At 67.0% G+C, this 24,823-nt stretch carries 22 protein-coding genes and 1 tRNA gene; 17 read left to right on the top strand and 6 right to left on the bottom strand.

The features are described from left to right. Nucleotides 1–2 precede the first annotated feature (2 nt). Both aroB and ACGHN1_RS11365 read right to left on the bottom strand, forming a co-directional pair. Nucleotides 3–1,112 (bottom strand): 3-dehydroquinate synthase, encoded by a 1,110-nt coding sequence (aroB, locus tag ACGHN1_RS11370; protein WP_390551019.1) that lies wholly within the window; start codon nt 1,110–1,112, stop codon nt 3–5. Further along, entirely contained in the window at nt 1,103–1,675 is a 573-nt protein-coding gene (locus ACGHN1_RS11365; protein WP_390551018.1) for a shikimate kinase, read from the bottom strand. Before ACGHN1_RS11365 ends, aroB begins: the two co-directional genes overlap by 10 nt. A 39-nt stretch (nt 1,676–1,714) precedes the next feature. Here ACGHN1_RS11365 and ACGHN1_RS11360 point away from each other — a divergent pair, with 39 nt between their 5' ends. The 5 genes from ACGHN1_RS11360 to ACGHN1_RS11340 all read left to right on the top strand — a co-directional run bounded on the left by ACGHN1_RS11360 (nt 1,715) and on the right by ACGHN1_RS11340 (nt 7,147). After that, nucleotides 1,715–1,909 carry a hypothetical protein gene (locus tag ACGHN1_RS11360; RefSeq protein WP_390551017.1) on the top strand — a complete coding sequence of 65 codons (195 nt, stop codon included), beginning with the start codon at nt 1,715–1,717 and terminating at the stop codon, nt 1,907–1,909. Next, the gene (locus tag ACGHN1_RS11355; protein ID WP_390551016.1) at nt 1,909–3,729 is read left to right on the top strand and encodes a hypothetical protein; all 1,821 of its coding nucleotides are present in this window, start codon (nt 1,909–1,911) and stop codon (nt 3,727–3,729) included. The genes ACGHN1_RS11360 and ACGHN1_RS11355 overlap by 1 nt, the downstream gene beginning before the upstream one ends. Before the next feature lie 2 nt (nt 3,730–3,731). Continuing rightward, nucleotides 3,732–4,607, top strand: coding sequence for a tyrosine recombinase (locus ACGHN1_RS11350; protein WP_390551015.1), 876 nt, complete (start codon nt 3,732–3,734; stop codon nt 4,605–4,607). A 9-nt stretch (nt 4,608–4,616) separates the two neighbouring features. Continuing rightward, on the top strand, nt 4,617–5,561 hold the full coding sequence (locus ACGHN1_RS11345; protein WP_390551014.1) for an acetyl-CoA carboxylase carboxyltransferase subunit alpha: 945 nt from the start codon (nt 4,617–4,619) through the stop codon (nt 5,559–5,561). 119 nt (nt 5,562–5,680) lie between these two features. Then, complete coding sequence (locus tag ACGHN1_RS11340; RefSeq protein ID WP_390551013.1) at nt 5,681–7,147, top strand: M48 family metalloprotease; 1,467 nt, start codon at nt 5,681–5,683, stop codon at nt 7,145–7,147. 78 nt (nt 7,148–7,225) lie between these two features. On the opposite strand, the gene ACGHN1_RS11335 is transcribed toward ACGHN1_RS11340, so the two are convergent. Together ACGHN1_RS11335 and ACGHN1_RS11330 are read right to left on the bottom strand one after the other, a co-directional pair. After that, nucleotides 7,226–7,396 (bottom strand): Flp family type IVb pilin, encoded by a 171-nt coding sequence (locus ACGHN1_RS11335; RefSeq protein ID WP_390551012.1) that lies wholly within the window; start codon nt 7,394–7,396, stop codon nt 7,226–7,228. A gap of 119 nt (nt 7,397–7,515) precedes the next feature. Beyond that, nucleotides 7,516–7,677: a Flp family type IVb pilin gene (locus ACGHN1_RS11330; RefSeq protein WP_390551011.1), complete on the bottom strand. Its 162-nt coding sequence runs from the start codon at nt 7,675–7,677 to the stop codon at nt 7,516–7,518. Nucleotides 7,678–7,786: 109 nt separating this feature from the next. Between ACGHN1_RS11330 and ACGHN1_RS11325 the strand changes: the two genes are divergently transcribed. Both ACGHN1_RS11325 and ACGHN1_RS11320 read left to right on the top strand, forming a co-directional pair. Beyond that, nucleotides 7,787–8,275: a (deoxy)nucleoside triphosphate pyrophosphohydrolase gene (locus ACGHN1_RS11325; RefSeq protein WP_390551010.1), complete on the top strand. Its 489-nt coding sequence runs from the start codon at nt 7,787–7,789 to the stop codon at nt 8,273–8,275. Then, nucleotides 8,266–8,342: transfer RNA gene (locus ACGHN1_RS11320), tRNA-Arg, on the top strand. The genes ACGHN1_RS11325 and ACGHN1_RS11320 overlap by 10 nt, the downstream gene beginning before the upstream one ends. A 94-nt stretch (nt 8,343–8,436) precedes the next feature. Here the strand turns inward: ACGHN1_RS11320 and ACGHN1_RS11315 are convergent. Beyond that, nucleotides 8,437–8,796, bottom strand: coding sequence for a metallopeptidase family protein (locus ACGHN1_RS11315; protein WP_390551009.1), 360 nt, complete (start codon nt 8,794–8,796; stop codon nt 8,437–8,439). 134 nt (nt 8,797–8,930) lie between these two features. On the opposite strand from ACGHN1_RS11315, the gene ACGHN1_RS11310 reads away from it, so the two are divergent. From ACGHN1_RS11310 to folE, 3 genes are all read left to right on the top strand, one after another. Continuing rightward, nucleotides 8,931–9,422, top strand: coding sequence for a hemerythrin domain-containing protein (locus ACGHN1_RS11310; protein WP_390551008.1), 492 nt, complete (start codon nt 8,931–8,933; stop codon nt 9,420–9,422). A 121-nt stretch (nt 9,423–9,543) separates the two neighbouring features. Beyond that, nucleotides 9,544–10,986 (top strand): phospholipase D-like domain-containing protein, encoded by a 1,443-nt coding sequence (locus ACGHN1_RS11305; RefSeq protein WP_390551007.1) that lies wholly within the window; start codon nt 9,544–9,546, stop codon nt 10,984–10,986. Next, on the top strand, nt 10,983–11,594 hold the full coding sequence (folE, locus tag ACGHN1_RS11300; RefSeq protein WP_390551006.1) for a GTP cyclohydrolase I FolE: 612 nt from the start codon (nt 10,983–10,985) through the stop codon (nt 11,592–11,594). The genes ACGHN1_RS11305 and folE overlap by 4 nt, the downstream gene beginning before the upstream one ends. 61 nt (nt 11,595–11,655) lie before the next feature. On the opposite strand, the gene ACGHN1_RS11295 is transcribed toward folE, so the two are convergent. Further along, nucleotides 11,656–12,135 (bottom strand): peroxiredoxin, encoded by a 480-nt coding sequence (locus ACGHN1_RS11295; protein ID WP_390551005.1) that lies wholly within the window; start codon nt 12,133–12,135, stop codon nt 11,656–11,658. A gap of 190 nt (nt 12,136–12,325) precedes the next feature. Between ACGHN1_RS11295 and ahcY the strand changes: the two genes are divergently transcribed. From ahcY to addA, 7 genes are all read left to right on the top strand, one after another. Next, nucleotides 12,326–13,735: an adenosylhomocysteinase gene (ahcY, locus tag ACGHN1_RS11290; RefSeq protein ID WP_390551004.1), complete on the top strand. Its 1,410-nt coding sequence runs from the start codon at nt 12,326–12,328 to the stop codon at nt 13,733–13,735. 69 nt (nt 13,736–13,804) lie between these two features. Beyond that, nucleotides 13,805–16,147, top strand: coding sequence for a PAS-domain containing protein (locus tag ACGHN1_RS11285; RefSeq protein WP_390551003.1), 2,343 nt, complete (start codon nt 13,805–13,807; stop codon nt 16,145–16,147). Next, on the top strand, nt 16,144–16,581 hold the full coding sequence (tsaE, locus tag ACGHN1_RS11280) for a tRNA (adenosine(37)-N6)-threonylcarbamoyltransferase complex ATPase subunit type 1 TsaE (protein WP_390551002.1): 438 nt from the start codon (nt 16,144–16,146) through the stop codon (nt 16,579–16,581). Before ACGHN1_RS11285 ends, tsaE begins: the two co-directional genes overlap by 4 nt. Beyond that, nucleotides 16,578–17,564, top strand: a complete 987-nt coding sequence (locus ACGHN1_RS11275) for an aminoglycoside phosphotransferase family protein (protein ID WP_390551001.1) — start codon at nt 16,578–16,580, stop codon at nt 17,562–17,564. The genes tsaE and ACGHN1_RS11275 overlap by 4 nt, the downstream gene beginning before the upstream one ends. Next, entirely contained in the window at nt 17,561–18,283 is a 723-nt protein-coding gene (locus tag ACGHN1_RS11270; protein WP_390551000.1) for a nucleotidyltransferase family protein, read from the top strand. Before ACGHN1_RS11275 ends, ACGHN1_RS11270 begins: the two co-directional genes overlap by 4 nt. Further along, entirely contained in the window at nt 18,276–21,320 is a 3,045-nt protein-coding gene (gene addB / locus ACGHN1_RS11265; protein WP_390550999.1) for a double-strand break repair protein AddB, read from the top strand. The genes ACGHN1_RS11270 and addB overlap by 8 nt, the downstream gene beginning before the upstream one ends. After that, the gene (addA, locus tag ACGHN1_RS11260; protein ID WP_390550998.1) at nt 21,317–24,799 is read left to right on the top strand and encodes a double-strand break repair helicase AddA; all 3,483 of its coding nucleotides are present in this window, start codon (nt 21,317–21,319) and stop codon (nt 24,797–24,799) included. Before addB ends, addA begins: the two co-directional genes overlap by 4 nt. Nucleotides 24,800–24,823 lie beyond the last annotated feature (24 nt).

Here is a 24,823-nt window from a genome sequence, read left to right as displayed (position 1 = left end):
GGTCAGTGGGTCTGAAGCTGTTCGTCGAGGAATAGCGCGACGTCCTCCAACGCCACATCCTTCGCTAGAAATGCTGCACCTATGGTGCGCAGCAAAACGAAGGGCAGGGTACCGCCCTGCATCTTCTTGTCGTGCCGCATGTGATCGACCAGCGCCGCCCCGTCGCATTCGAGACCAAGCGCGGAGATTTCCGTGGGGAGCCCGGCTTGCGAGACCGCGCGTGTCACGCGTTCTGCATCGTCCAGCGAACAGTCGTCGCGCCGCGCGGAATAACGCGCCGCGAGGACCATGCCGAGCGCCACCGCCTCGCCGTGGAGCAGGCCCTCGGAAAATCCCGTCGCCGCTTCCAGTGCATGGCCGAAAGTGTGCCCGAGGTTGAGCAGCGCGCGGCGTCCGCTGGTCTCGCGCTCGTCCTCGGCGACGATGCGCGCCTTGGCGGCGATACTGGTGGCGACCGCATGTTCGATGGCGTCCGGCACGAGAGAGAGCACGGCGTCGGCGTTCGCACAAAGCCAGTCGAAGAATTCCGCATCGCCCAGCACGCCGTATTTGAGCACCTCGGCATAGCCGGCGCGCAGCTCGCGTTCCGGCAGGGTCGCGAGCGTGTCGAGATCGGCGAGCACGAGTGAAGGCTGGTGGAACGCGCCGACCAGGTTCTTGCCCGCGGCGGTGTTGATCGCGGTCTTCCCCCCGACCGAGCTGTCGACCTGCGCCAGCAGGGTGGTGGGCAGCTGGACGAAGCCGGTCCCGCGCTTGAGGATGGCGCAGGCGAAACCGGTGAGGTCGCCGACCACCCCGCCGCCCATTGCCAGCACGCGATCGCCGCGTTCGACGCCCTGCGCCAGCAACCAATCGGTCAGGCGCTCGAGTTCGCTCCAGCTCTTCGCAGCCTCGCCGCCGTGGACTTCGTAGACCGCCACAGCGGCGCCGGCCTCCTTCAGGACGTGCAGCAATCGCTCGCCGTGATGCGCCAGTGCGTTGCCGTCGGCGACGAGGCAGAGCCCACCGCCCGGCGACGGCAGCAGACCGTCTGCGACGGCCCGCTCGAGCAGGCCGCGGCCGACATGGACGTCGTAGCTTCGTCCGCCGAGTTCGACCGGGATCACAGCCATGCGTCGAGTGCCTCGATGATCTTGAGCGCGGTGGCGTGGTGCGGGGCGTCGTCGGTCATGATCCGGCAGTGCGCCTCGGCATAGCAGGGGGCGCGGGAATCCCTCAGCGCCGACAGGATCTCGCGCGGATCGCCGTCGCGCAGCAGCGGCCTGGTATCGCGGCGTCCGGTGCGCTCCACCAGCGTGTCGATCTCGCAGTCCAGCCACACCGCGACCGCCTGCTCGAGAATCAGCGCGCGGGTATCCGGATCGACGAACGCGCCGCCCCCGGTAGCGATCACGCCGGGCCGTTCGGCGATGAGGCGCGCGATGACCCGGCGTTCGCCGTCGCGGAAATGCGCCTCGCCGAATTCCTCGAAGATTTCCGCGACCGAACGATCGGCGGCGCGCTCTATTTCCTCGTCGGCGTCGACAAACCCGGTTCCCAGCAATGTCGCGAGACGGCGGCCGACCGTCGATTTTCCCGTTCCCATCAACCCGACGAGCACGACCGGACGATCGAGCCGCCCGGCGATCGCCGAGACATCGGGAGGGGTTCGGTCGTCGGCGGGCGCCTGGGTCATTGCCGCGAGGCGTAGACATGGGCTAACGGGCAGGCAAGCATGACAATTCGGATGCAGGCAATAGACAAGGTGATGCGGGGTAGGCGGGTCGTGGTGACGCTGGCACTGGTGTTTTTGGCGATACTCTTCCTGGCCTGGTTCGATGGCGGGGAAGAGCCGCTGCATCCGATCGAGCAGGCGGTGCCGGTCCCGGCGGAGGTGTCCGGGGCGCAAGCTTCCGGGGTGGTTCGCTGATGCGTGGAGTGATGTTGACCAGCGTCGCGGCGCTTGCGCTCGGTTCGACCCTGGCCTTGGCGCAGGATCGGCCTGCCGACCTCTTGCCGCCCGGCTTCGACCAGCCAGCGCCGACACCGACGCCCAGCCCCACCGCGACCCGTGCGCCGCAAGCGGCCCCCTCTGCGGCACCGACGGGCAGCGGCGGGGAGGTGATTCAGCCGCTTCCGCCATCCTCGAACCCTCCCGCTTCGACCGGTCCGGACGACCTGTCCGGTCTGCCGACGCTTGAGGAGCTCGAATCGCTTTCGACCGACGAGCTCGACGAACTGCTCGGCCTGCGCCCCCGGTTCGACATTCCCCCCGCGGCGCGGCGCTCGACCGATCGTGTCGGCGTCGTCGCCGCATCCGAAGGCGGAATGCCGCCCCGCTCGCTCGCGCGCCAGCCGGCCCGCCTCGTCAGGGCGGTGCTGGCGGGAATTCAGGGGCCCGTGGTCTCGCGCTGGGGACACATCCTGCTGCGCCGCGCGCTCGCCAGCCGTCTCGCTGCGCCGCAGGGGATGGACCCGGTCTATTTCGCCGCGCTGCGGGCCCGCGCGCTCAACGGCCTGGGCGAATTCGCCGCGGCGCGCGCGCTTGTCCAGGATGTCGATACCCAGGAATACAGCCCGGCGCTGACCGATGCGGCGATCGCCGCCTATATCGGCACCTCCGACATCGTCGGCGCGTGCCCGGCGGTGCGGCTGGCGGACAGCCGCGACGAGGGGCAGTGGCGCCTGCTCGCTGGCATCTGCAGTGCCTACGCCGGCGACGGGACGCGGGCGCAGAACGATCTGCGCCGGGCGCTCAATTCGGGCGAGGTCGAGCGGATCGACGCGCTGCTGGCACAGCGTTATGCCGGTGCTGCGGGGCAAGGGCGCCGGGCGGTGACGATCGAGTGGGATGCGGTGGAGGGACTGTCCCCCTGGCGTTTCGCACTGGCCAATGCGCTGGGCGAGGAGGTGCCCGAGGCGCTGCTCGAAGAGGCCGGGCCCTATTACCGGCGTTCGGCTGCGATGACGCCGGCACTGACCGGTCCGCAACGGGTCGAGGCCGCCGATGTCGCTGCTGCTGAAGGCATTCTGTCGAGCCGGGCCATGGTCGACCTCTATTCGCAGATCTACGCCGAGGAGAGCGTCGAGGGCGATGCGGCGATCACTGCCGCCCGGTTGCGCGAAGCCTATGTCGCGCCCGATCCCGCCGCGCGCCTGGCAGCGATACGCGACATCTGGGGCGGGGATCGCGACTACGGTCGTTTCGTGCTGACCGCATATGCCGCCGCCCGGCTCGACCCGCGCGAGGATTTCGCCGGCGATGCCGGGTCCCTCATCGCCTCGATGCTCACCGCCGGGCTGGAGCGCGATGCGCTGCGCTGGTCCGGCGTGGTCGAGGATGGCAGCGAAGGCTGGGCGTTGCTGCTGTTCGCCCAGCCGGGCGAAGGCGTGTCTGCAAGCGATGGCGATTTCTCCACCTTCCTCGACGACCATGGTGAGGAGAAGGCGCGCATGCTGCTGGCGGGGCTCGCCGGACTCGAGAGGATCGGCAGCGGTGACGTCTCGGAATATTCCGGGTCGCTCGGCATCAACCTCGGCCGCCAGACGCGCTGGACCCAGGCGATCGACGGGGCGGCCCGGGCGGGCAATCCGACGCTGGTGGCGCTGCTCGCCGGGCTCGGGATGCAGGGCGCTTCCTGGGATCGGATGACTGCGCTTCACCTCTTTCACATCGTCCGCGCGCTCGCGGCCACCGGGATGGAGGCCGAAGCGCGAATGATCGCGGCAGAGGCGGTCGCGCGCGCCTGACGGTGAGCGACATCGACGACTTCCTCGCCATGCTCGCCGCCGAGCGCGGCGCGGCGCGTAACACGCTGGACGCCTATCGCCGCGATCTCGCGCAGGCCGAGGACATCACCGGCGGGCTTTCTGCCGCGACCCGCGACGATCTCGCTACTCTCGGCAACGCCTGGGCCTCGCTCGCGCCCGCGACCCTGGCGCGCAAGGCATCGGCGCTGCGTCAGTTCTACGGTTTCCTTGTCGACGAAGGCCGCCGCAAGGACGATCCGAGCGCTGCGCTTCCGCGCCCGGCACCGCGCCGGCCGCTCCCGAAGATACTTTCTCACGCCGAAATCGAGCGCCTGTTCGCGCAGGCCGAGGGGGAAGCAGCTTCGGATCGTCCGCCCGCGATCCGGCTGCTGGTCCTGCTCGAACTGCTCTACGGCTCGGGGCTGCGCGCGACCGAACTGGTGTCGCTGCCCGTGGGCGCGGTGCCCCGCGATGCGCCGTTCCTGACCGTCACCGGAAAAGGCGGCCAGGCCCGTATGGTCCCGGTAAGCACGCGCGCGTCCAAGGCGCTGGCGCGCTGGATGGCGGTCCGTCCCTCGGGTTCGCGCCACCTCTTTCCATCGCGAAGGGGCCATCTGACACGTATCCGGCTCTATCAAATGCTGAAGGAGCTCGCGGCTCGCGCCGACCTGGCGCCCGAAAAGCTCAGCCCGCACGTCCTGCGCCACGCCTTCGCCACCCATCTGCTGGAAGGCGGAGCCGATCTGCGGGCGCTCCAGACCCTGCTCGGCCATGCCGACATCGCCACTACGCAGATCTACACCCATGTCGATGCCGCGCGGCTGGTGAAGCTGGTGAACGAGCGCCATCCGCTTGCGCGTGCGCGGCTGAGGGACTAGCGGCTGCTCATGATTTCGTACCTCGATTTCGAGAAGCCGGTCGCCGAGCTGGAAAAGCGCATCGCCGAATTGCGACAGTCGTCGGAAGACGACGGGGTCGACATCGCGGCCGAGCTGGGGCGGCTCGAGCGCAAGAGCGCCGGTCTCCTCAAGAGCACCTACGCCGGGCTTACCCCGTGGCAGAAAACGCAGGTGGCCCGCCATCCCGGTCGCCCACATTTCCGCGACTATGTCGAGCGCGTTTTCGAGGAATTCGTGCCGCTGGGCGGCGACCGGACCTTTGGCGACGATCAGGCGATCCTCGGTGGTTTCGCGCGTTTGAACGGCCGCCGGTTGATGCTGATCGGGCACGAGAAGGGCCACGACACCGAAAGCCGCATCCGGCACAATTTCGGCATGGGCAAGCCAGAAGGCTATCGCAAGGCGATCCGGCTGATGGACATGGCGGGCCGGTTCGGCCTGCCGGTGGTGACGCTGGTGGACACGTCCGGAGCCTTTCCCGGGGTCGAGGCCGAGGAACGCGGTCAGGCCGAGGCTATCGCCCGCGCCACGGAGGCCTGTCTCGCCCTGCCGGTGCCGATGGTCGCGGCGATCGTCGGCGAAGGCGGTTCGGGCGGCGCGGTCGCGCTCGCCAGCGCCGAGCGGGTGCTGATGATGGAGCATTCGGTGTATTCGGTGATCTCGCCAGAGGGCTGCGCCTCGATCCTGTGGCGCACCGCCGACAGAGCGGCGGATGCCGCCGAGGCGATGAAGGTCACCGCGCAGCACCTGCTCGAGCTCGGGGTGATCGACCGGATTGTCGCTGAGCCGGTCGGCGGCGCGCACCGCGACAAGGGTGCCGCGGCGACCGCGCTTGGCGAGGCCCTGGGGGAAGAACTCGACCGTCTCGGCGAGATGGAGCCGGCGGCCCTTCGCCGCATGCGCGAAGATCGCTTCCTTGAGATGGCCGGCTGAGCGGTAAGCGGCGTTCCCGGAAGCCGGGCTCGTTCGGGAACATCGCCGGGCGCGCGGAATTACACACCCGAACGGACATTGCCTGCCTGGTGGGGGTGGGTGCACATCGGGAGAAGACAATGCCGCGCACCAAGACAATCGCCACCGCTTCCACCGCCGCCATCGCCCTTGCGCTGACTGGCTGTGCCGCCACCGGCAACATTCCCAGTTCCAGCGCGCCGATCACGCAGAGCGAGGCGCAGACCGGAGCCGAAGCGCATCCCCAGCTACTGGCCGAATTCGGCGGCGCGATGTCCGGGCCGCAGGCGCAGTACGTCCAGCAGGTCGGCCAGAACATCGCGGTCCAGTCCGGGCTCGGGAATGCGCGCGAGAGCTTTACCGTCTCGCTGCTCAACAGCTCGGTGAACAACGCCTTCGCTATCCCCGGGGGCTATGTCTACACCACCCGCCAGCTCGTGGCGCTGATGAACAACGAGGCGGAACTCGCCGGGGTTCTCGGCCATGAGGTCGGCCATGTCGCCGCGCGGCACTCGCAGCGCCGTCAGGCGCAGGCGCAGCAGAACTCGATCCTGGGTGTGCTCGGCGCAGTCCTGGGTTCGGTCGTCGGCGGCGGTATCGGGCAGCAATTGGGTGAATTCGCCCTGCAGGGCTCGCAACTTCTCACCTTGCGCTTCTCGCGAGAGCAGGAACTCGAAGCGGATGAATTGGGCGTCCGCTACTTGAACAGCGCAGGCTATGACCCGAACGCCATGTCGACGGTATTGGCGAGCCTCGCGGCGCAAAACGCGCTCGACGCGCAGCTTCAGGGCCGCGAAGATGCGGGAATACCCGAATGGGCTTCCACCCACCCCGATCCGGCAAGCCGCGTGCGCACGGCCGCGCAGATGGCGCAAGGGATGACCGGAGTCACCAATCGCGACACCTTCCTGACGCGGATCGACGGATTGCTCTACGGCGACGATCCGGCACAAGGTGTGATCGAGGGCCGCCAGTTCATCCATCCCGAGATGCGTCTGGCGTTCACCGCGCCGAGCGGATATTACATGATCAACGGCACCCGCGCGGTCAGCGTCAACGGGCAGGGCGGTCAGGCGCAACTGACGCTGGCGCCTTACAGCGGCAACATCGAGAACTACGTTGCCAACGTCTTCGCGCAACTGGGCGGGCAACAGACCCAGCTGCGGCCCCAGAGCATCCAGCGCACGACGGTCAACGGGATCCCGGCAGCCTACGGTACGGCCAGGGTGAACTCCGGCCAGGGGCAGGTGGATGTCGTCGTTTTCGCCTATGAATTCGGCAACAACCAGGCCTACCATTTCCAAGCGATCACGCCGGCCGGGAACGCCGACGTCTTCTCGTCGATGTTCAACTCGATGCGGCGTATCAGTGCCAGCGAGGCGGCCAACGTGATCCCGCGCCAGATCGATGTGGTAACCGTGGGCGCGGGCGACACGGTGAACACGCTCGCCAGTCGGATGGCTTATAGCAATGGCCAGGAAGCTCGGTTCCGGGTGCTCAACGGGCTGTCGAGCGGGCAGAACGTGACGCCGGGCCAAAAGGTCAAGATCGTCGTTCGCGGCCGCTAGGGTCGCCAGACTGAATACGCGCAAACGAAAAGCGGCGGGGTTTCCCCCGCCGCTTTCCTGTTCTGTCGATGCGTTCGCTTACGCGGTGGCGGTCATCGAGGTCGAGACCTTGTTGAAGGTCGTCGAGAGGTTGTTGCCGAGGCTCTGCATCGCAGTGATCGCGGCGACCGCGATCAGAGCGGCGATCAGGCCGTATTCGATGGCGGTGGCGCCCTGCTCGTCGCGGGCCAGCTTGTTGAAGAATTTCATTCGTCGTCTCCTGGTTCAGTCTTCGGTACCCGACCTGTCCGTCCCAAAAATTCGAACAGGCTCTGTAATCATCCGTGCAAGAGATTGAGATTTCCCTAACCCCGTCGCTCCTTCACGAATTACCGTGTTGCGCTCGATGCTTCGTTGATCGTCTCCGACGTATCGTTCCACATCGTGGTCGCGTTCTGGCCGAAGGCCTGGACCGCGCCCAGCATCGCAAGAAACACGAGAGCCAGGATCAAACCGTACTCGACCGCAGTCGCGCCCGTTTCATCGCGCACGATTCTGCTGCAGAGTTTGACCATTCCCCGACCCCACTGGATGTCGTCAAAGCGATGCCCGGGAGATAGCCGTCGGCGGGTTAAGAAAAGGTTGAGAGGAGCCGGGGAAGTGGAAAAAAAGCCGACATTCGTCCCGGTGGTCGCGGTGGCGTTGCAGCGCGAGGACGGGCGGTGGCTGATGCATCGCCGACCGGCGGGCAAGGCACATGCGGGGCTGTGGGAGTTTCCCGGCGGAAAGGTCGAAAATGGCGAGATGCCTCGGGATGCGCTGGTGCGGGAGATTGTCGAGGAGCTAGGCGTAGTGCTCGAAAAGACCGAGCCCGAGCCCGTCGGATTCGCGGAATGGGCGGGCGGTGAAGCTTCCAGACCGATCGTCATTCTACTTTACACTTCCCGAAGCTGGACGGGAGAGCCCGCGTCCCTCGAAGGCGGTGCGACGGGCTGGTTCCGACCCGAGGAAATCGCGCGTCTCGAGCGCCCGCCGCTCGACCTGGCGCTCTGTCGGCAGCTTTTCGAAGAGCGCCAGAGCCCCGGGGCAAAGAGGGTTGCCAAGCCAGCAGCCCCCACCTATGTGCGCCGCTCCAATGCGCGCCCGTAGCTCAGCTGGATAGAGTACCTGACTACGAATCAGGTGGTCGGAGGTTCGAATCCTTCCGGGCGCGCCACAAGAGGCCATCCTTGCATCGCAAGGGTGGCCTCTTGTGGTTTCGGCCATCGGTCATTCGGGAAATCCGCGCTCCTGGCGCAGTCCCGGCGCGGCTAGACCTCGTCTTCCAGCCAATGCATGTCGTCGTCGCTGAAGCCGAAATGATGTCCGGCTTCGTGAATCACAACGTGCCGAACCAGTTCCTCCAGCCCGACTCCGGTTTCCCGCATTTCGGCGGCGAGCGGCTGGCGGAAAAGCCATATGCGCGGCGGCATCTCGCCGCTGGACCAGATCGAGCTGTCCGGCACCGGGACGCCCTCGTAGAGGCCGCTCAGCTCCCATTCGTCGTCGAGGTCGACCGATGCGAGCTGTTCTTGGGTGGCGAAATCCTCCACCCGGAGAACCACCCTGCCGAGATGTTCGCGGAACCGATCGGGAAGGGTCTTCAATACCCGTTCCGCGATACGCTGCATTGTCTGTGTGTCCGGCGTGGCAATCCCGTGGTCCATCGCCTCTGCAGATGGGGAATGGCGGGACGCACGGCAAGTGTGGAACATCGTCGCGCTCCGCCTGTTAACATTTCGCAATGCACGACAGGGAGCCGCACATGGCCGATACCAAGGAAATCTTCGACCGCCTCAAGCAGGATCACGACCGCCACCGCGAACTGCTCGACAAGCTTCTGGAAACCAGCGGCGATACCGACGAGCGCGAGAATCTCTTCGAGGAACTCACCAAGGAATTGAAGAGCCATGCCGCCGCAGAGGAACAGGCGCTCTATTCCACCATGCTGCGCAAGCCGCCGACAACCGGCGAGACGCGGCATTCGGTGGCCGAACACCACGAGATCGAGGAAGCTCTCAACGACCTCGCCGCGACCGACATGGGCGCAGGCGGATGGTTGACGAAGTTCAAGAACTTCGACCACCAGTATCGCCATCATATCGACGAGGAGGAGGAAGAGCACTTCCCCGACTTCGCGAATTATCTGGACGAGAAGGACATGGAGCACATGCGTTCGGTTTTCGATCGCCGCAAGAAGGACGAGAAGGACGAGGCCGAAGTCACTCCGGAGAAAAAGGAAGACGCCAAGGAATAGGCCGCACGGAGGGGCACGTCCGATAGACACCGCAGAGGAAAATCCCGCCGACATCACCCGGCTCGACGACAGCGTCGAGCCGGGTGTCTGGCGTTATGCCAAGGTCGATCGCGCACGCGTGGTGATCGATGCCGCGCAGTATTTTTCGGCGATGCAGGCACTGATGCTGAATGCCCGCTTCCGTATCTTTCTGATCGGCTGGGATTTCGACACGCGCATCCATCTGGCGGAAGGCCGGCATTGGTGGCAGCGTGGATGGAAGGACAAATATCCCGCGCGGCTCGGTGGGTTCATCGCCTGGCTCGTCCGCCATCGTCCGACGCTCGAGGTGCGTATCCTCAAATGGAGCTTCGGAGTCTTCAAGTTCACCTTTCGCGGATCGATGTGGTTGGACCTCGCGCGGTGGTTTCGTCACCGGCGGATCGATTTCAAGTTCGACAGCGCCCATCCGGTCGGTTGCAGCCACCATCAGAAGCTCGCAGTCATCGACAGCTCGCTCGCGGTCTGCGGGTGCATCGATATGACCGGCAAGCGCTGGGACACCCGCGATCACGAAGAGGTCCAGCCGCTGCGGCGAACGCCCAACGGGCGTCGCTACGATCCCTGGCACGACGCGTCGATGATCATGGAAGGCGAGGTTGCGGAAGCGCTGAGCGATCTCGGCCGGGACCGGTGGATTCGCGCCGGAGGCAAACCCCTGCTGCCGATCAAGCGGCCGGAGAAGAGCCTGTGGCCCGACGATCTCGACGTGACGTTCGAGAATGTCGAGGTCGGGATCGCCCGAACACGCGCCGCCCATCGCGACTGGGGCAAGGTCAACGAAATCGAGCAGCTGTTCGTGAGCCAGATCAAGCGGGCAAAGCGCTTCATCTATGCCGAAAGCCAGTATTTCGCCTCGCGCGCCATCGCCGAGGCGATCCTGGAGCGTGTGCGCGAGGACGATCCGCCGGAAATCGTCATCGTCCATCCTGCCAATGCCGACGGCTGGCTCGAACGTCAGGCGATGGACCACGCCCGCGCCGAGCTCGTTCGAACCATCGACAAGGCGGACGACAAGGATCGCTTCTCGATCTGGACCCCCTATTCGGGGACGACGCCGATCTATGTCCATGCCAAGATCATGATCGTCGACGACGAGATCTTTCGCATCGGCTCGGCCAATATGAACAACCGCTCGATGGGCCTCGACAGCGAATGCGACGTCTTCGTCGATGCCACCCGATCCGGAAACGAACACGCGCGCCCGGCAATAACGGCGCTGCGCCACTCGCTGCTGGCAGAGCATTGCGGGCTGGACGAGGCCGATATGCCGGAATTGCTGGAACGGCACGGATCGATGATCGCGCTGATCGATCATTCGATCACGCCGGAGGGCGGCCGCAATCTGGTGCGCTATCATCCGCCCGAACTCACCGGGGTCGAGGAGAGCCTGGCAACCAGCGAACTGCTCGATCCCGAAGGTCCCGAACACATGTTCGAGCCGTTTGCCAAGGGCGGCCTTTTTCGCAAGGGAAGCAGGCTTCAACGCTATCGCGACAGGTTCAGAAGGATAAGGGGCAAATGAGCAGTCTGGTCGGGCCCGACGAGGACGATGCGCGGGGCAAGCCGCCAGTGCCGGAAAATGTGAAGGCGGCGATCCGTACGCTGATCGAATGGACCGGCGACGATCCCACCCGCGAGGGTTTGCTGGATACACCGGCACGCGTGGCGCGGGCGTGGAAGGAATATTGCCTCGGCTACACCGAGGACCCGGCCGTCCATCTCTCGCGCGTGTTCGAGGAGGTCGGGGGGTACGACGAGATCGTGCTGCTCAAGGACATCCCCTTCCAGAGCCATTGCGAACATCACATGGCCCCGATCATCGGCAAGGCGGCGATCGCCTATCTGCCGACCGATAGGGTCGTCGGCATTTCCAAGCTGGCCCGCGTCCTTCACGGCTTCGCGCGGCGCCTGCAGGTCCAGGAGCGGCTGACGGCGGAAGTCGCCGACTGCATCTGGAAGCATCTCCAGCCCCAGGGTGTCGCGGTGGTGATCGAGGCCAGTCACGCCTGCATGACCGCGCGCGGCGTCCGAACGCCAGGCGTGGGCATGGTCACCAGCCGGATGATGGGCACGTTCCGCGACGACGAGCGCAGCCGCGAGGAAGTGCTCAAGCTGATGGGATACGGATAAACCGCCTGGTTGATCGGAGACGGAGCGAACGCATCTTCGGCCGCCCCGCCTCTCGCACCTCTTACAGCTGGCCGAGCATGTGCTCCGCGCTGGACACGGAGAAGTCGCCCGGCTGTTCGACGTTCAGCTCCTTGACCACGCCGTCGTCGACGATCATCGAGTAACGCTGGCCGCGCTGGCCCATGCCGAAGCCGCTGCCGTCCATGGTGAGACCGACCGCCTGGGCGAAATCGCCATTGCCGTCCGCCAGCATGGTCACTTCGGAGGCTTCGTTGGCCCCCTGCCAAGCACCCATGACGAAGGCGTCGTTGACTGCGGTGCAGGCGATCTCGTCGACACCCTTGGCCTTGAGCTCGCCGGCCTTTTCGACATAGCCGGGGAGGTGACGCGCCGAGCAGATCGGCGTGAAAGCCCCGGGTACGGAGAACAAGGCGACCTTTCTGCCCTTGAAGAACTCGCTGGATTGCACCTGCTCGGGGCCATCGGCGGTCGCCTTGGTCAAGGTGACGTCGGGAAGTCTGTCGCCTACGGAAATCGTCATTGTCTGCTCCTGTCGGTTGCTTCGGCAGGCGATATAGTTGCGCGCGCCGACAGGACAACGCCTCGGTGCGGCATCAGCATATAAAGATACCTTTATATTTGCCATCGCGACTGGCCGCAGCTAGGGCGCGCCTCATTCGCGTGCCGCCGTTCTCCCCGGCCGGCACCCATCCGCATTCAGGAGAATTTTCGTGGCCGAAGCCAAACAGGATTACGTTATCAAGGATATCGCGCTGGCCGATTACGGGCGCGAGGAAATCCGTATCGCCGAAACCGAGATGCCCGGCCTGATGGCCACGCGCGAGGAATATGGCGAGGCCAAGCCGCTCAAGGGCGCGCGCATCGTCGGCAGCCTGCACATGACGATCCAGACCGCGGTGCTGATCGAGACGCTGGTGGCGCTGGGCGCCGAAGTGCGCTGGGCGACCTGTAATATCTATTCGACCCAGGACCATGCTGCCGCCGCCATCGCCGCGCAGGACATCCCCGTCTTCGCGATCAAGGGCGAGAGCCTGGCGGATTACTGGGACTATGTCGGCCGCATCTTCGACTGGGAGCAGGACGGCGATGGCCAGACCGCGAACCTCATCCTCGACGACGGCGGCGATGCCACGATGTTCGCGCTGTGGGGCGCGCGGGTCGAAGCCGGCGAGGAACTGCCCGAGCCGCAGAACACCGAGGAGATCGAGTTCCAGCGCGCGCTGAAGGCCTTCCTCGCGGACAAGCCCGGCTATCTCACCAAGAGCGTCAAGGCCATCAAGGGCGTCTCGGAAGAAACCACCACTGGTGTCCACCGCCTCTATCACCTCGCCAAGCAGGGCAAGCTGCCGTTCCCGGCGATCAACGTGAACGACAGCGTGACCAAGTCGAAATTCGACAATCTTTACGGCTGCCGCGAATCGCTTGTCGACGCGATCCGCCGCGCCACCGACGTGATGCTTTCGGGCAAGGTCGCGCTGGTTGCGGGCTACGGCGATGTCGGCAAGGGCTCGGCGCAGTCGCTGCGCAACGGCGGCGCGCGCGTTCTCGTGACCGAGATCGATCCGATCTGCGCGCTGCAGGCGGCGATGGAGGGCTACGAGGTCGTGACCATGGAAGAGGGCGTGAAGCGCGCCGACATCTTCGTCACCACCACCGGCAACGAGGACGTGATCACCGCCGAGCACATGAAGGCGATGAAGCCGATGAGCATCGTTTGCAACATCGGCCATTTCGACAGCGAGATCCAGATCGGCGCGCTCGACAATTACGAATGGACCGAGCTCAAGCCCGGCACCGACCTGGTAAAGTTTCCGGACGGCAAGGAGATTATCGTCCTGGCCAAGGGCCGCCTGGTGAACCTCGCCTGCGCCACCGGCCACCCCAGCTTCGTGATGAGCTGTTCCTTCACCAATCAGGTGCTGGCCCAGATCGAATTGTGGAAGAACGAGGCCGATTACGAAAACGACGTCTATGTCCTGCCCAAGAAGCTGGACGAGAAGGTCGCCGCGCTGCACCTCGACAAGCTCGGCGTGCAACTGACCAAGCTCAGCCAGAAGCAGGCCGACTACATCGGCGTGCCGGTTGAAGGGCCGTTCAAGCCCGAACACTACCGGTACTGATCGCGATTTGCTTTCCGATTGCTAGCGTCCCCATTGCCTTGCGCACTGGGGGCGCATAGCTGACCGGCGATGGACATCTCGCCCGCGCTTCTGGTCATGGTGGGCCTGCTGCTGGCTGGCTGGACCGTCGCGGCCGGCTGGCTGATGATCCGCGCCTCGACGCGGGTCCACGCCGCGGAGGCCACGCGCAAGTCCGCGCGCCGGTTGGCACGCATGATCGAGGAAGCGCCGGCGGTGCCGATGCTCGTTCGTGCCGACGGCCGGATCGAGGGCCCCGACCGGCTCGCCAACTGGTTCGGGCTCGAGCGCATGCCCGAATTCATCAGCGAGCTGGGCGGCGAAGGGGTGCGCGGACTGAGCGAGAATCAGGTGGAAAAGCTCACTGCCGCCATCCGGCGCACCCAGCGCACAGCAGCCCCCTTCCACATCGCCGTGACGCCGCCGGGTTCGCTCAAGGCGCTGGCGATGAAGGGCGGGCTCGCCGACCCCGCGGTATCGCCTTCGGGCGCGGCGCTGATCTGGGTCTTCGATTTCACCGAGACCGAGGGCGAGCTCGCTTTGCTGCGCGACGAGGCTACTCGCGCCAAGGAGGATTTCGCTGCGCTCGTCGGCCTGATCGAGGCGGCGCCCATGCCGATGTGGTTTCGCGGCCCCGACATGAAACTGCGGCTGGTCAACCGCGCCTATGTGGCGGCGGTGGGAGCCGAAGGACCGGATGCGGTGGTGGCCGATCAGGTCGAGCTGATCGAGACCGCCAGCGGGGTCAGCGCCGCAGAGGTGGCGCAGCAGGCGCGTGAGAAGCGCAAGCCCGTCGAGCGGATCGTCGCCGCCACGATCAACGGCGCGCGCCGGAGCCTGAGGGTCACCGACCTGCCGCTGGGCAACGAAGGCATTGCCGGATATGCGATCGACATCGAGGAGATGGAGGAACAGGCGCGCGAATTCCGCGCCTTTCGCGAAGCCCAGCGCTCCATGCTGGACCAGCTTTCGGTGGGCGTGGCGCAATTCAACGCCAGTCGCCGCCTGACCTTCGCCAACCAGCCGTTCCACCGGGTGTTCTCCTTGCCGCCGGGTATCGTGAACGAACGTACCGACTTCGAGCAGATGCTGATGGTCGCGCGCGAGAACGGCAAGATCCCCGAGGTGCGGGACTTTCCCGCCTGGCGCCGGGAAGCGGCCGGCTGGTTCCTCTCCGACGAGACGCGACACGAGGACTGGCCACTGCCCGACGGCACCCATCTGCGCGTCGTCGCTCAGCCGATGCCCGACGGGGGCTTGGTGATGATCGCCGAGGACCGGACCGAACAGCTGGCGCTCTCCGCCACCCGCGACACGCTGCTGCGCACCCGGACGGCGACCTTCGACAATCTCTTCGAAGCACTCGCGGTGTTTGCGCCGGACGGTCACATCGAACTGTGGAACCGCGGCTTTTCCGGAATCTGGGGCCTCGAACCCGAGGAGCTCGACGGACATCCGCAGGCCGAGGATCTCCTGACCGCGATCGAGGCGAACCTGACCGATCCCAAGCAGATCGGGGCGCTCAATCACGCGATCCGCGCCGCGACGCTCGATCGCAAGAAGCAGGCCGGCGTGGCGGAACTGAAGGACGGCAGGACGCTGGAATATGCCGGCGTTCCGCTGCCGGACGGCAACGGGCTGCTCACCGTGCTCGACGTGACCGCTTCCCGCCAGGCCGAGGAAGCGCTGCGCGAACGCAATCGGGCACTGGAGGAAGCCGACGCGGTGATGACCCGGTTCCTCGCCAACATGTCCTACGAATTCCGCACGCCGCTGACCTCGATCGGTGGTTTCGCGGAGCTGCTCACCAGCGGCGTCGCGGGAGAGCTCCCGGCGCAGGCGCGCGAATATGCGGAAGCCATCGCCGTCAGCGTTGGCAAGCTCACCGAGCAGGTCGAGAACGTGCTCGACCTGTCGCAGAGCGAGGCCGGTCTGATGCCGCTCAACCGGATCAAGCTCGACTTGCTGCCTTTCCTGACCCAGATCGTCCGTAAGCGCGAACAGAGTATCGTCGATGCCGGGCTGACGCTCGATCTGCGGGGCGATCCGGGCCGCAAGATCGCCGCCGATCCGCAGCAATTGCGGCGGGCGGTGGCGCATCTGCTCGACAACGCCATCGCGGCAACGCCGCGAGAAGGTAGAATCCAGATAACGATCAAGCGCAAGCAGGAAGGCGTCGCGATCATTGTCGCCGACAATGGTCGAGGCATGAGCCAGCACGAACTGGCACGCGCGCTCGAGGGGATCAGACCGACCGTCGACGGCAAGGGGATCGAGAGGCGGCAGGGGCTAGGCATTCCGCTCGCCCGCCGGCTGGTCGAGGCCCATGGCGGCACGCTGGAAATCCACACCCGCAAGGGGGCGGGCACGACCGCCACGATCCAGCTGCCATGACGATCGATCTCCCCGATCTCGAAGCCATGGCGCGGTTCGGGCGGCGCATCGCGCAGAGCCTCGAGGCGGGGGACGTGGTGGCGCTGGAGGGGGACCTGGGAGCCGGCAAGACGACTCTGGCGAGGGCGATCATCGAAGCCGCGGGCCACCAGGGCGAGGTCCCTTCGCCGACCTTCACCATCGTCGAGACCTACGAGGCCGCGAGTCCGCCCTTGGTGCATGCCGATTTCTATCGCCTCCAACACCCTTCCGAAGCCGACGAGCTGGGGCTTGAGGATTACCGTGAGGGCGCAGCGCTGATCGCCGAATGGCCGCAAAGGGCGGGCGGGTTCGCGCACGAGGCCGGCTGCCTGTCGATCCGTCTCGAAAAGCGGGGAGAGGGGCGGCAGGCCATTGTCGAAGCCGGCGCGGATTGGCAGAGCCGCTGGCCATGACTGCGCTTCCCGACGGGATCGACACCTTCCTCCATCAGGCTGGCTGGAGCGACGCGGCGATCGAGCCGCTCCCCGGCGACGCCTCGTTCCGCCGCTACTTCCGCCTGCGCCGACAGGGCGACGGAAGCGGGGAGACCGCCATGCTGATGCATGCGCCGCCCCCCCACGAGGACCCCGGCCCGTTCCTCCACGTCGCCCTCTGGCTCGCGTCGCATGACATGCGCGGCCCCGCGATCCTCGCCCAGAACCCGCGCGAGGGTTGGGTGCTGATCGAGGATTTCGGCGATCGCCGCATGCGCGAATGGATCGACGAGGGGCCGGGGGAGGAACTGCCGATCTACGCGACGGCGATCGACACGCTGGTCGGGCTGCATCGCCACCCGCCCGGGCCCTTCAGCCCCTACGACATGCCGACATACCTGCGCGAGGTCGATCTGTTCACCGAATGGTACTGCGCGGCGGCGGGTCTGGACGTCGACGAGGCTGGCTTTCGTGGCGCATGGGAGGAAGCGCTGGAACCGCTGCTCGTGCGCCAGCATCCCGGTGTGACGGTACTGCGCGACTATCATGCGGAAAACATCATGCTGCCGCCCGACGGGAGCCAGGGACTGATCGATTTCCAGGACGCGGTGGTCGGCCATCCGGCCTACGATCTCGTGAGCCTGCTGCAGGATGCGCGGCGCGACGTTTCGCCCGAGCTCGAACGCGCGATGATCGATCGCTACGTCGCCGCAGCCCAGCCAGGCGAGGATTTCGAGGCCGACTATGCGCGGCTGGGCGCGCAGCGCAACGCCAAGATCGTCGGCATCTTCACCCGCCTCCACCGGCGCGACGGCAAGCCGCGCTATCTGTCGATGATCCCGCGCGTCTGGCGCGCGCTGGAGCGCGACCTGGAGCATCACGCGCTCGCCCCGGTGGCGCGTTGGTTCGACACCAACATTCCGCGCGCCATACGCGAAAGCGACGGCGGGGACATCGCGTGACCGGACTGGTGACCGACACCGCGATGCTGATGGCGGCGGGGCTGGGCAAGCGGATGCGCCCGCTTACCGCCTCGCAACCCAAGCCGCTGGTGCGCGTCGCCGGAAAGCCGCTGATCGACCATGCGCTCGACCGGCTGGAGGATGCCGGGATCGCCAGAGCGGTGGTCAACGTCCACTACCTCGCCGATGCGCTCGAAGCGCATATTCGCGCGCGCAAGCAGCCGAGCGTGTCGTTCTCCGACGAGCGCGAGGAACTGCTCGAGACCGGCGGCGGCATGGTCAAGGCCCGCGAAGCCGGCCAGCTGCCCGATCCATTCTTCTGCACCAATGCCGACAGCATCTGGCTGGACGGCCCGCGCAACGCCTTCCGCGATCTCTCCGCGCATTGGGACGCGGAGCGGATGGATGCGCTGCTGCTGCTCGTGCCGCACGACCAGACACTGAATTTCGACGGCACGGGCGATTTCTACATGGATGGGCGCGGGCGGCTGCGGCGCAAGATCGCGGGGCGGATCGCGCCCTTCATTTACACCGGCATCCAGCTCGTCTCGCACCGCCTGCTGCGCGATGCACCCGCCGGCAAGTTCTCGACCAATCTGCTCTGGGACCGCGCGATCGGGGAAGGGCGGCTCTACGGCCTCGCCTTCAGCGGGGACTGGATCGAGGTCGGGCGGCCGGAGCATATCGCCCGGGCGGAAGAAGCGATCGGGCGTGGCTGAGGCGGGCGCGACCAGACAGGGCCCGACGGTTTATTCCATCGCCGCCCACCGCGGTTTCGCCGATGCTCTCGTTGCGGGGCTGGTCCCCCGTTACCGCGATCCCGAACTCGGCCTCGCCCGGCTCACCTTGCTGCTTCCGAGCACGCGCGCACATCGGGTCGTCGGCGAGGCATTCATCCGCCATGCCGGCGAGACGGGCAGCAAGGGGCTGCTGATGCCGCGCATGGCTGCGATCGGCGATCTCGATCTCGACGAGACGCTCGGCAGCCTGCTCGATCCGCTGGGCGCGAGCGACATTCCGCCCGCCATCGATCCGCAGCGGCGGATGTTCGCGCTCGCCCGGATGATCGGCGAGGAGATGGGGGAAGAGGCGCCGGAAGGCGCGACCTTGCTGCGCCTCGCCCGCGAGACCGGCGCGACGATGGACCGGCTGCTGGTCGAGGACATCGGCCCCGAGCAGCTGCTCGACGAGAAGGTCGTCGGCATCTTTCCCAACCTCTCCGCGCATTGGCAGAAATCGCTCCATCTCTTCGCGACCGTTCAGGCCAGATGGCTGGCGTGGCTCAAAGAGAACAGTGCGCTCGATGCCGCGGCAAGGCGCAACCGGTTGTTCGACCATGCCGCCGAGCGGTGGCGCGCCGACCCGCCGAAAACGCCGATCGTCGCCGCCGGCGTGACCAGCGCCGCGCCCTCGCTCGCGCGCCTGCTGCGCGTCGTATCCGATCTGCCGCAAGGGGCGGTGATCCTCCCCGATCTCGATCTCGCCATGGCGCGCGAGGTCTGGGACGAACTCGGCCGCGCCGGCAACCGCCCCACGCCCCGGGACACCGCGTTTGCGCGCGACGATGCGACGACCCATCCGCAATATCATCTCAAGCTGCTGCTCAACCGCATGGGTGTCGCGCGAGAGGAAGTGCAGCCCTGGCACCGCAAGGGCATGACCGCTGCTCCTCCCGAGCGCAGCCACGCCGTCTCGAACGTGTTCCTGCCGCCGGAGGCGAGCCGCGCCTGGGTCGACCTGCCGGCCGAAAAGCGGCGGATGACCGGCGTGCGGATCATGGAATGCGCCAATCCCGAAGAGGAAGCGCAGGCGATCGCGCTGCTGGTACGCGAAGCGCTGGAGCAACCGGAGCGGCGCGTCGCGTTGGTGACACCCGACCGCGCGCTGGGACGCCGCGTGGTGCATCACCTCGGCCGCTGGAACATACTCGCCGACGATTCGGCGGGCCGGCCGCTGTCGCAAACCGCCGCGGGCCGCGCCTTCCTGCTCGCTGCCGAGGTGCTGGCCGAAGGGGCGCGGGTGGTGCCGTTGATGGCGCTGCTCGGCCATCCGCTGGTCACCGGCGGAATGGAGCGCGGCGCTTGGCTTCGGCATCTGCGCCGGCTCGAGCGCGAATTGCGGGGGCCGCGCCTGCAATCGGGCCTCTCTGCGCTGCGCGCGATCGTCGAAAAGCTGGCGAAGCGATGCGAGGGCACGGCCGAGTGGTGGCAGTCGGTCGAAGCCTCGCTGTCGCCAATCATGACGGACGAGCCCGATCAGCCAGCGCCGCTGGCGGAATCCATCGACCGCGTCGCGCAGAGCTGCGAGGCGCTCTGCGGCGAAGCCGTCTGGGCGCGCGAGGACGGCCGGGCGCTGGCCCAATTCGTGGAGGAGATGCGTCTTCACGCGCGCGACGCGGATTTCGCCATGGCACCCCGCCATGTCTCCGCCGCCCTTGCCGATGCGATGGAACAGCGCGCCGTCCGCCCGCCCTATGGCGGCCATGCGCGGGTGCAGATCCTGGGGCTGCTCGAAGCGCGGATGAACAGGGCCGATCTGGTGCTGTGCGCGGGGCTCAACGAGGGTGTGTGGCCCGCACGCGGGGCGGTCGACGCGCTGCTGGCGCCGGCGGTGCTGCGGACGCTGGGCGTGCCCGGCGCCGACTTCCGTATCGGGCTCGCCGCGCACGATCTCGCCGGGGCGCTCGGCGCGCCGGAGGTGGTGCTGAGCCGTTCGGCCCGCGACGAGGCGGGGCCCGCCATCCCCTCGCGCTTCCTCCTGCGGGTCCAGGCGTTGCTCCACGATCCGCGCGGTCCCGACGATCTGTCGGAGCGGCATCGCGAAACGCGGGCCGTCGACCTTGCAAGAGCGATCACCAGGGCCGATCCCGCCGCGCCCTATCCCAGGCCGCGGCCGATGCCGCCGCCCGAGCGGCGCGCCGTCGACATTTCTGCGACTGCGCTCGACCGGCTGCTCGGCGATCCCTACCAGTTCTACGCCCAGCGCATCCTCCAGCTGGCGCCGCTCGAAGGGCTGGATGCCGAACCGGACGCGCTGTGGCAGGGCAATCTGGCGCACAAGGTGCTGCAGCTCTGGCACGAGGCGCGCGAACGCGATCCCGAAGCGTCGATCCTGCCGATCATGGAACAGGTCCTCGACCGCGAACATGCCGATCCGCTTATCCGCGGACTATGGCAGCCGCGATTGCAGAAGGCGCTCGAATGGATCGAACAGACAGTTTCTTCCTACGAGGATCGCCGGGTGCTGGCGGTTGAGAAAAAAGGGGAGATGCGCTTCGACGGTGTCCGCGTTCACGGCCGCGCCGACCGGATCGACCGGCTGGCGGACGGGGGTCTGGCGATCATCGACTACAAGACCGGTTCGCCGCCGAGCGCGGCGATGGTGGCGGAAGGCTTCGCGCTCCAGCTCGGTATCCTCGGCCTGATCGCAGAGCGGGGCGGTTTCGAAGGCTTGCCGGGCGAGCCCGAGCAGTACGAATACTGGTCGCTCGGCAAGGCCAAGGCCGCGGACAACGCATTCGGGTTCGGTTACGTGGAAACGCCCTTGAAGGTCGGGCAGAAGCGAACCGGGCTCGAACCGGAGGAATTCCTGCCGGAGACCGCCCGCTTCCTGCACAGCGCGATCGTGAAATACATTCTCGGCGATGCGCCATTCATCGCGCGCGAGAACCCGGATTATCCGGCCTACGATACCTACGACCAGCTCATGCGGCTCGACGAATGGCTCCCGCATCTCGATGCGGAGGATGCCGGATGAGCGGCAAGGTCCATCGGCTCGAAGGGGCGCAGCGCGATGCGGTGGACCCGCGCGAGAGCGTCTGGCTGTCGGCAAGCGCGGGGACCGGCAAGACGCAGGTCCTTTCCGCGCGGGTGCTGCGGCTGCTGCTCGAGCCCGGTGCCGATCCCGCGCAGATCCTTTGCCTGACTTTCACCAAGGCGGGCGCGGCGGAGATGGCCGTGCGGGTCAATTCGGTGCTGGCCCGCTGGGTGCGGATGGACAGCGCCGGGCTGGCTGCCGAGCTCGACCATCTCGGGGCGCCGATCGATCCCGACACACAGGCGCGGGCGCGCTCGCTGTTCGCGCGCGTACTCGACTGTCCCGGCGGCGGACTGCGGATCGACACGATCCACGCCTTCGCCCAATATCTCCTCTCGGCCTTTCCGGCGGAGGCGGAGGTCCTGCCCGGTTCGCGAGCCATGGAAGATCGCGACCGCGATCTGCTGAGCCGCGATGTCCTCTCCGAACTGCTGGCGGGCGGCGATGCTCGGGTGCGCGAGGCGATCGCCGAGATGAGCCGGCGCAAGGGGCCGGATGCGGTGATGGGCTGGCTGATGCGCTGCGCGGGCCACATGGATATGTGGGAGCGCCCCTCATGGCAGCAAGCACTGCGGATCCCGGTGCGCCGCTTGCTCGGCGTGCCCGCGGATGCGGGCCCGGAATGGGTCGCGGATGCCTGCGCCGACGAGGTCTTCGACATCGATGCCATGCGGCGCTGCCTTGCGACGCTGCGGGACTGGAACACCAAGGGCGGGCAGGAGGGGAGTGCGGCGATCGAGGAATGGCTCGCGCATTCGCCGCAGGGCCGCGCCGAGGCGATCGGCAGCCTCAACGGCACGCTGTTCGTCGCCGACGGCAGCAAGCCCAAGAACCTCGGCCATCTCGAGAAGCGCGACCCCGACTTTGCCGCTCATGCCGAGCGCGTGCGCGAATGCACGGCCGCGATTTCCAAGCGGCGGGCGTTGCTTGATCTGGCGGATTTCCTCGCGCCGCAATTGGAGGCCGGGCGCGCCTTCGCGTGGCGCTGGAAGCAAGCGAAGGCGCGCGAAGGGCTGGTCGATTTCGACGATCTGATCGTGCGAGCCGCGCGGCTTCTTTCGGACAGCGAGATCGCCGAATGGATACGGTTCAAGCTCGATCGCAGCTTCGATCACATCCTCGTCGACGAGGCGCAGGACACCAACCGCGCGCAGTGGCAGATCATCCGGGCCCTGACCGACGATTTCTTCGCCGGTTACGGCGCACAGGGCGAAGCGATCCGGACGATCTTCACCGTCGGCGACTACAAACAGGCGATCTACGGCTTCCAGGGCACCAGCCCCACCAATTTTCGCGAGGCGCGCGACTGGTTCGAAGAGCGAATGAAGGCGACCGCCGTCGCGGCGGAGGAATCCAGCCGCGAGAGCTTCGTGCGCCGGCTGCGCGAATACGACCTCGGCAGGAGCTATCGCAGCAATGCGACGATCCTGGGTTTCGTCGATCGGGCCATAGCAGCGATCGGGTCGCGCGGGCTGGGCCTGCGGAAGGAAGCGCCGCCGCATGTCGGCAGCGACGATCCGGGGCTGGTGGCGCTGTGGAACACCGTCCACGCCGACAGCGGGATGGAGGAAGGCGAGGGGGATGCGAGCTGGCTCGGCAAGCACGACCGCAAGCTCGCCGACAACATCGCCCGCCAGGTGGCGCGCTGGCTCGATCCCGCCGGGCCCGGCTTCACGCTGGTCAAGGCCGGCAAGCCCCGGCGAGCCCTGGCGGGCGACATCATGGTTCTGGTGCAGAAACGGCGCGATCTGGCCTCGCTGATCGTCGCCCGTCTGCATCGCCACGGAGTTCCGGTGGCGGGCGTCGACCGGTTGCGGCTCGGCAATCCGCTGGCGGTCAAGGATCTGATGGCGGCGATCCGCTTCGCCGCGCAGCCGCTGGACGATCTGACGCTGGCGAACCTGCTGGTTTCGCCGCTGATCGGCTGGAGTCAGGAGGAGCTGCTGGAGCACGGCCTCAGGAACAAGGGTGCGCGGTTATGGGAGCATCTGCGCGAGGGAACTCATCCCCGGGTCGCCGAGACCGTGGCAACCTTGCGCGAAATCCTGCGGCGGGCGGACTTCGACAGCCCCCAGCAATTGCTCCACTGGATCCTCGTAGGCCCGATCGACGGCCGCCGCGCGCTGGTCGCGCGGTTGGGCCGCGAGGCCAACGACCCGATCGACGAACTGCTCAACGCCGCCAGCGCCTATGCCGCCAGCGATGTCGCGAGCCTGCAGGGCTTCATCCGCTGGTTCGACGCCGGCGACGGAGAACTGAAGCGCGAGGCGGGCGAAGGCGGCGACCAGGTTCGGGTGATGACCGTCCACGGCTCCAAGGGGCTGCAGGCGCCGATCGTCATCCTCGCCGATGCGGCGATCCGGCCGGATCCTTCGGGGGATCTCGAACTGACGGACGACCCGCTGGGCGAGGGTGAAGGCCCTGCCGTTCCGCTTCCCGCGCTGTCGAAGGACGAGAAGGTCGGCCCCGTCGCGGCGCTCGACGAAGCAGCGCGGGCGGTGGCGATGGAAGAGCACTGGCGGCTGCTCTACGTCGCGATGACGCGGGCGGAGGAAGCGCTGTTCATCGGCGGCTCTCTCGGCCCGCGCGATGCGCGCAGTGGTCCGCACGAGGACAGCTGGTATGCCCGCCTGCGCACCCTGTTCGACGAGGGCGAGGGGATCGAGGACGACATCTGGGGCTCGCGCTGGGAACTGGGCGAGACAGCGGAGCCGGTGCCCGCCTCGCGCGGCGAGACTGCCAAGGCCGAAGCCGTCGCGCTTCCGGATTGGGCGGTCAGGCCCGTCGGTCCCGAGCCGCGTCCGCCGCGTCCGCTGGCGCCGTCCGGTCTCGGCGAAGAGCAGGGCAGCGCTCCGCCGCTGGCTCCGGAACTCGCCGCCTCTGCGGCGCGGCGCGGCGTGCTGATCCATGCACTGCTCGAGCGCCTGCCCGATATCGTGGAGGATGAGCGACGGGACAGAGGCAGGAAATGGCTGGCGCGCCAGGCAGCCGATTTGCCCGGAGAAGACCGCGAAGAAATCCTCGAACGGGCGCTCTCGGTGCTCGTCCACCCGGATTTCGCACCGGTTTTCGCCCCCGGTGCGCTGGCGGAGGTCCCGTTGGCGGCGATCGTGGAAGGCGCGGTCGTTACCGGTATTGCCGACCGCCTGCTGATCGGTCCGGACTGCGTGACCGTGGTCGATTTCAAGACCGCGCGGCGGCCTCCCGAAACGCTGGAGGAGGTGCCCGAGACGACGCTGCGGCAGATGGCCGCCTATGCCGCCGCGCTGGAGGCGATCTATCCCGGCCGCGAAATCCGCGCCGCAATTCTCTACACCCAGACCCCGAAACTGATCCCGCTGAGCCCCGAAATTCTCGCGCAATGGCGCGGGGGTCTTTCTCCACGTCTGGAAAGTTTCGTTCCGCCACCAGTTGAGTGAATGGCAACACCGCCTAGATAGGCA

The organism is Qipengyuania sp. MTN3-11, from assembly GCF_042851825.1.
Lineage (GTDB): Bacteria > Pseudomonadota > Alphaproteobacteria > Sphingomonadales > Sphingomonadaceae > Qipengyuania.
This window is presented reverse-complemented; position numbering and strand designations above follow the sequence as displayed.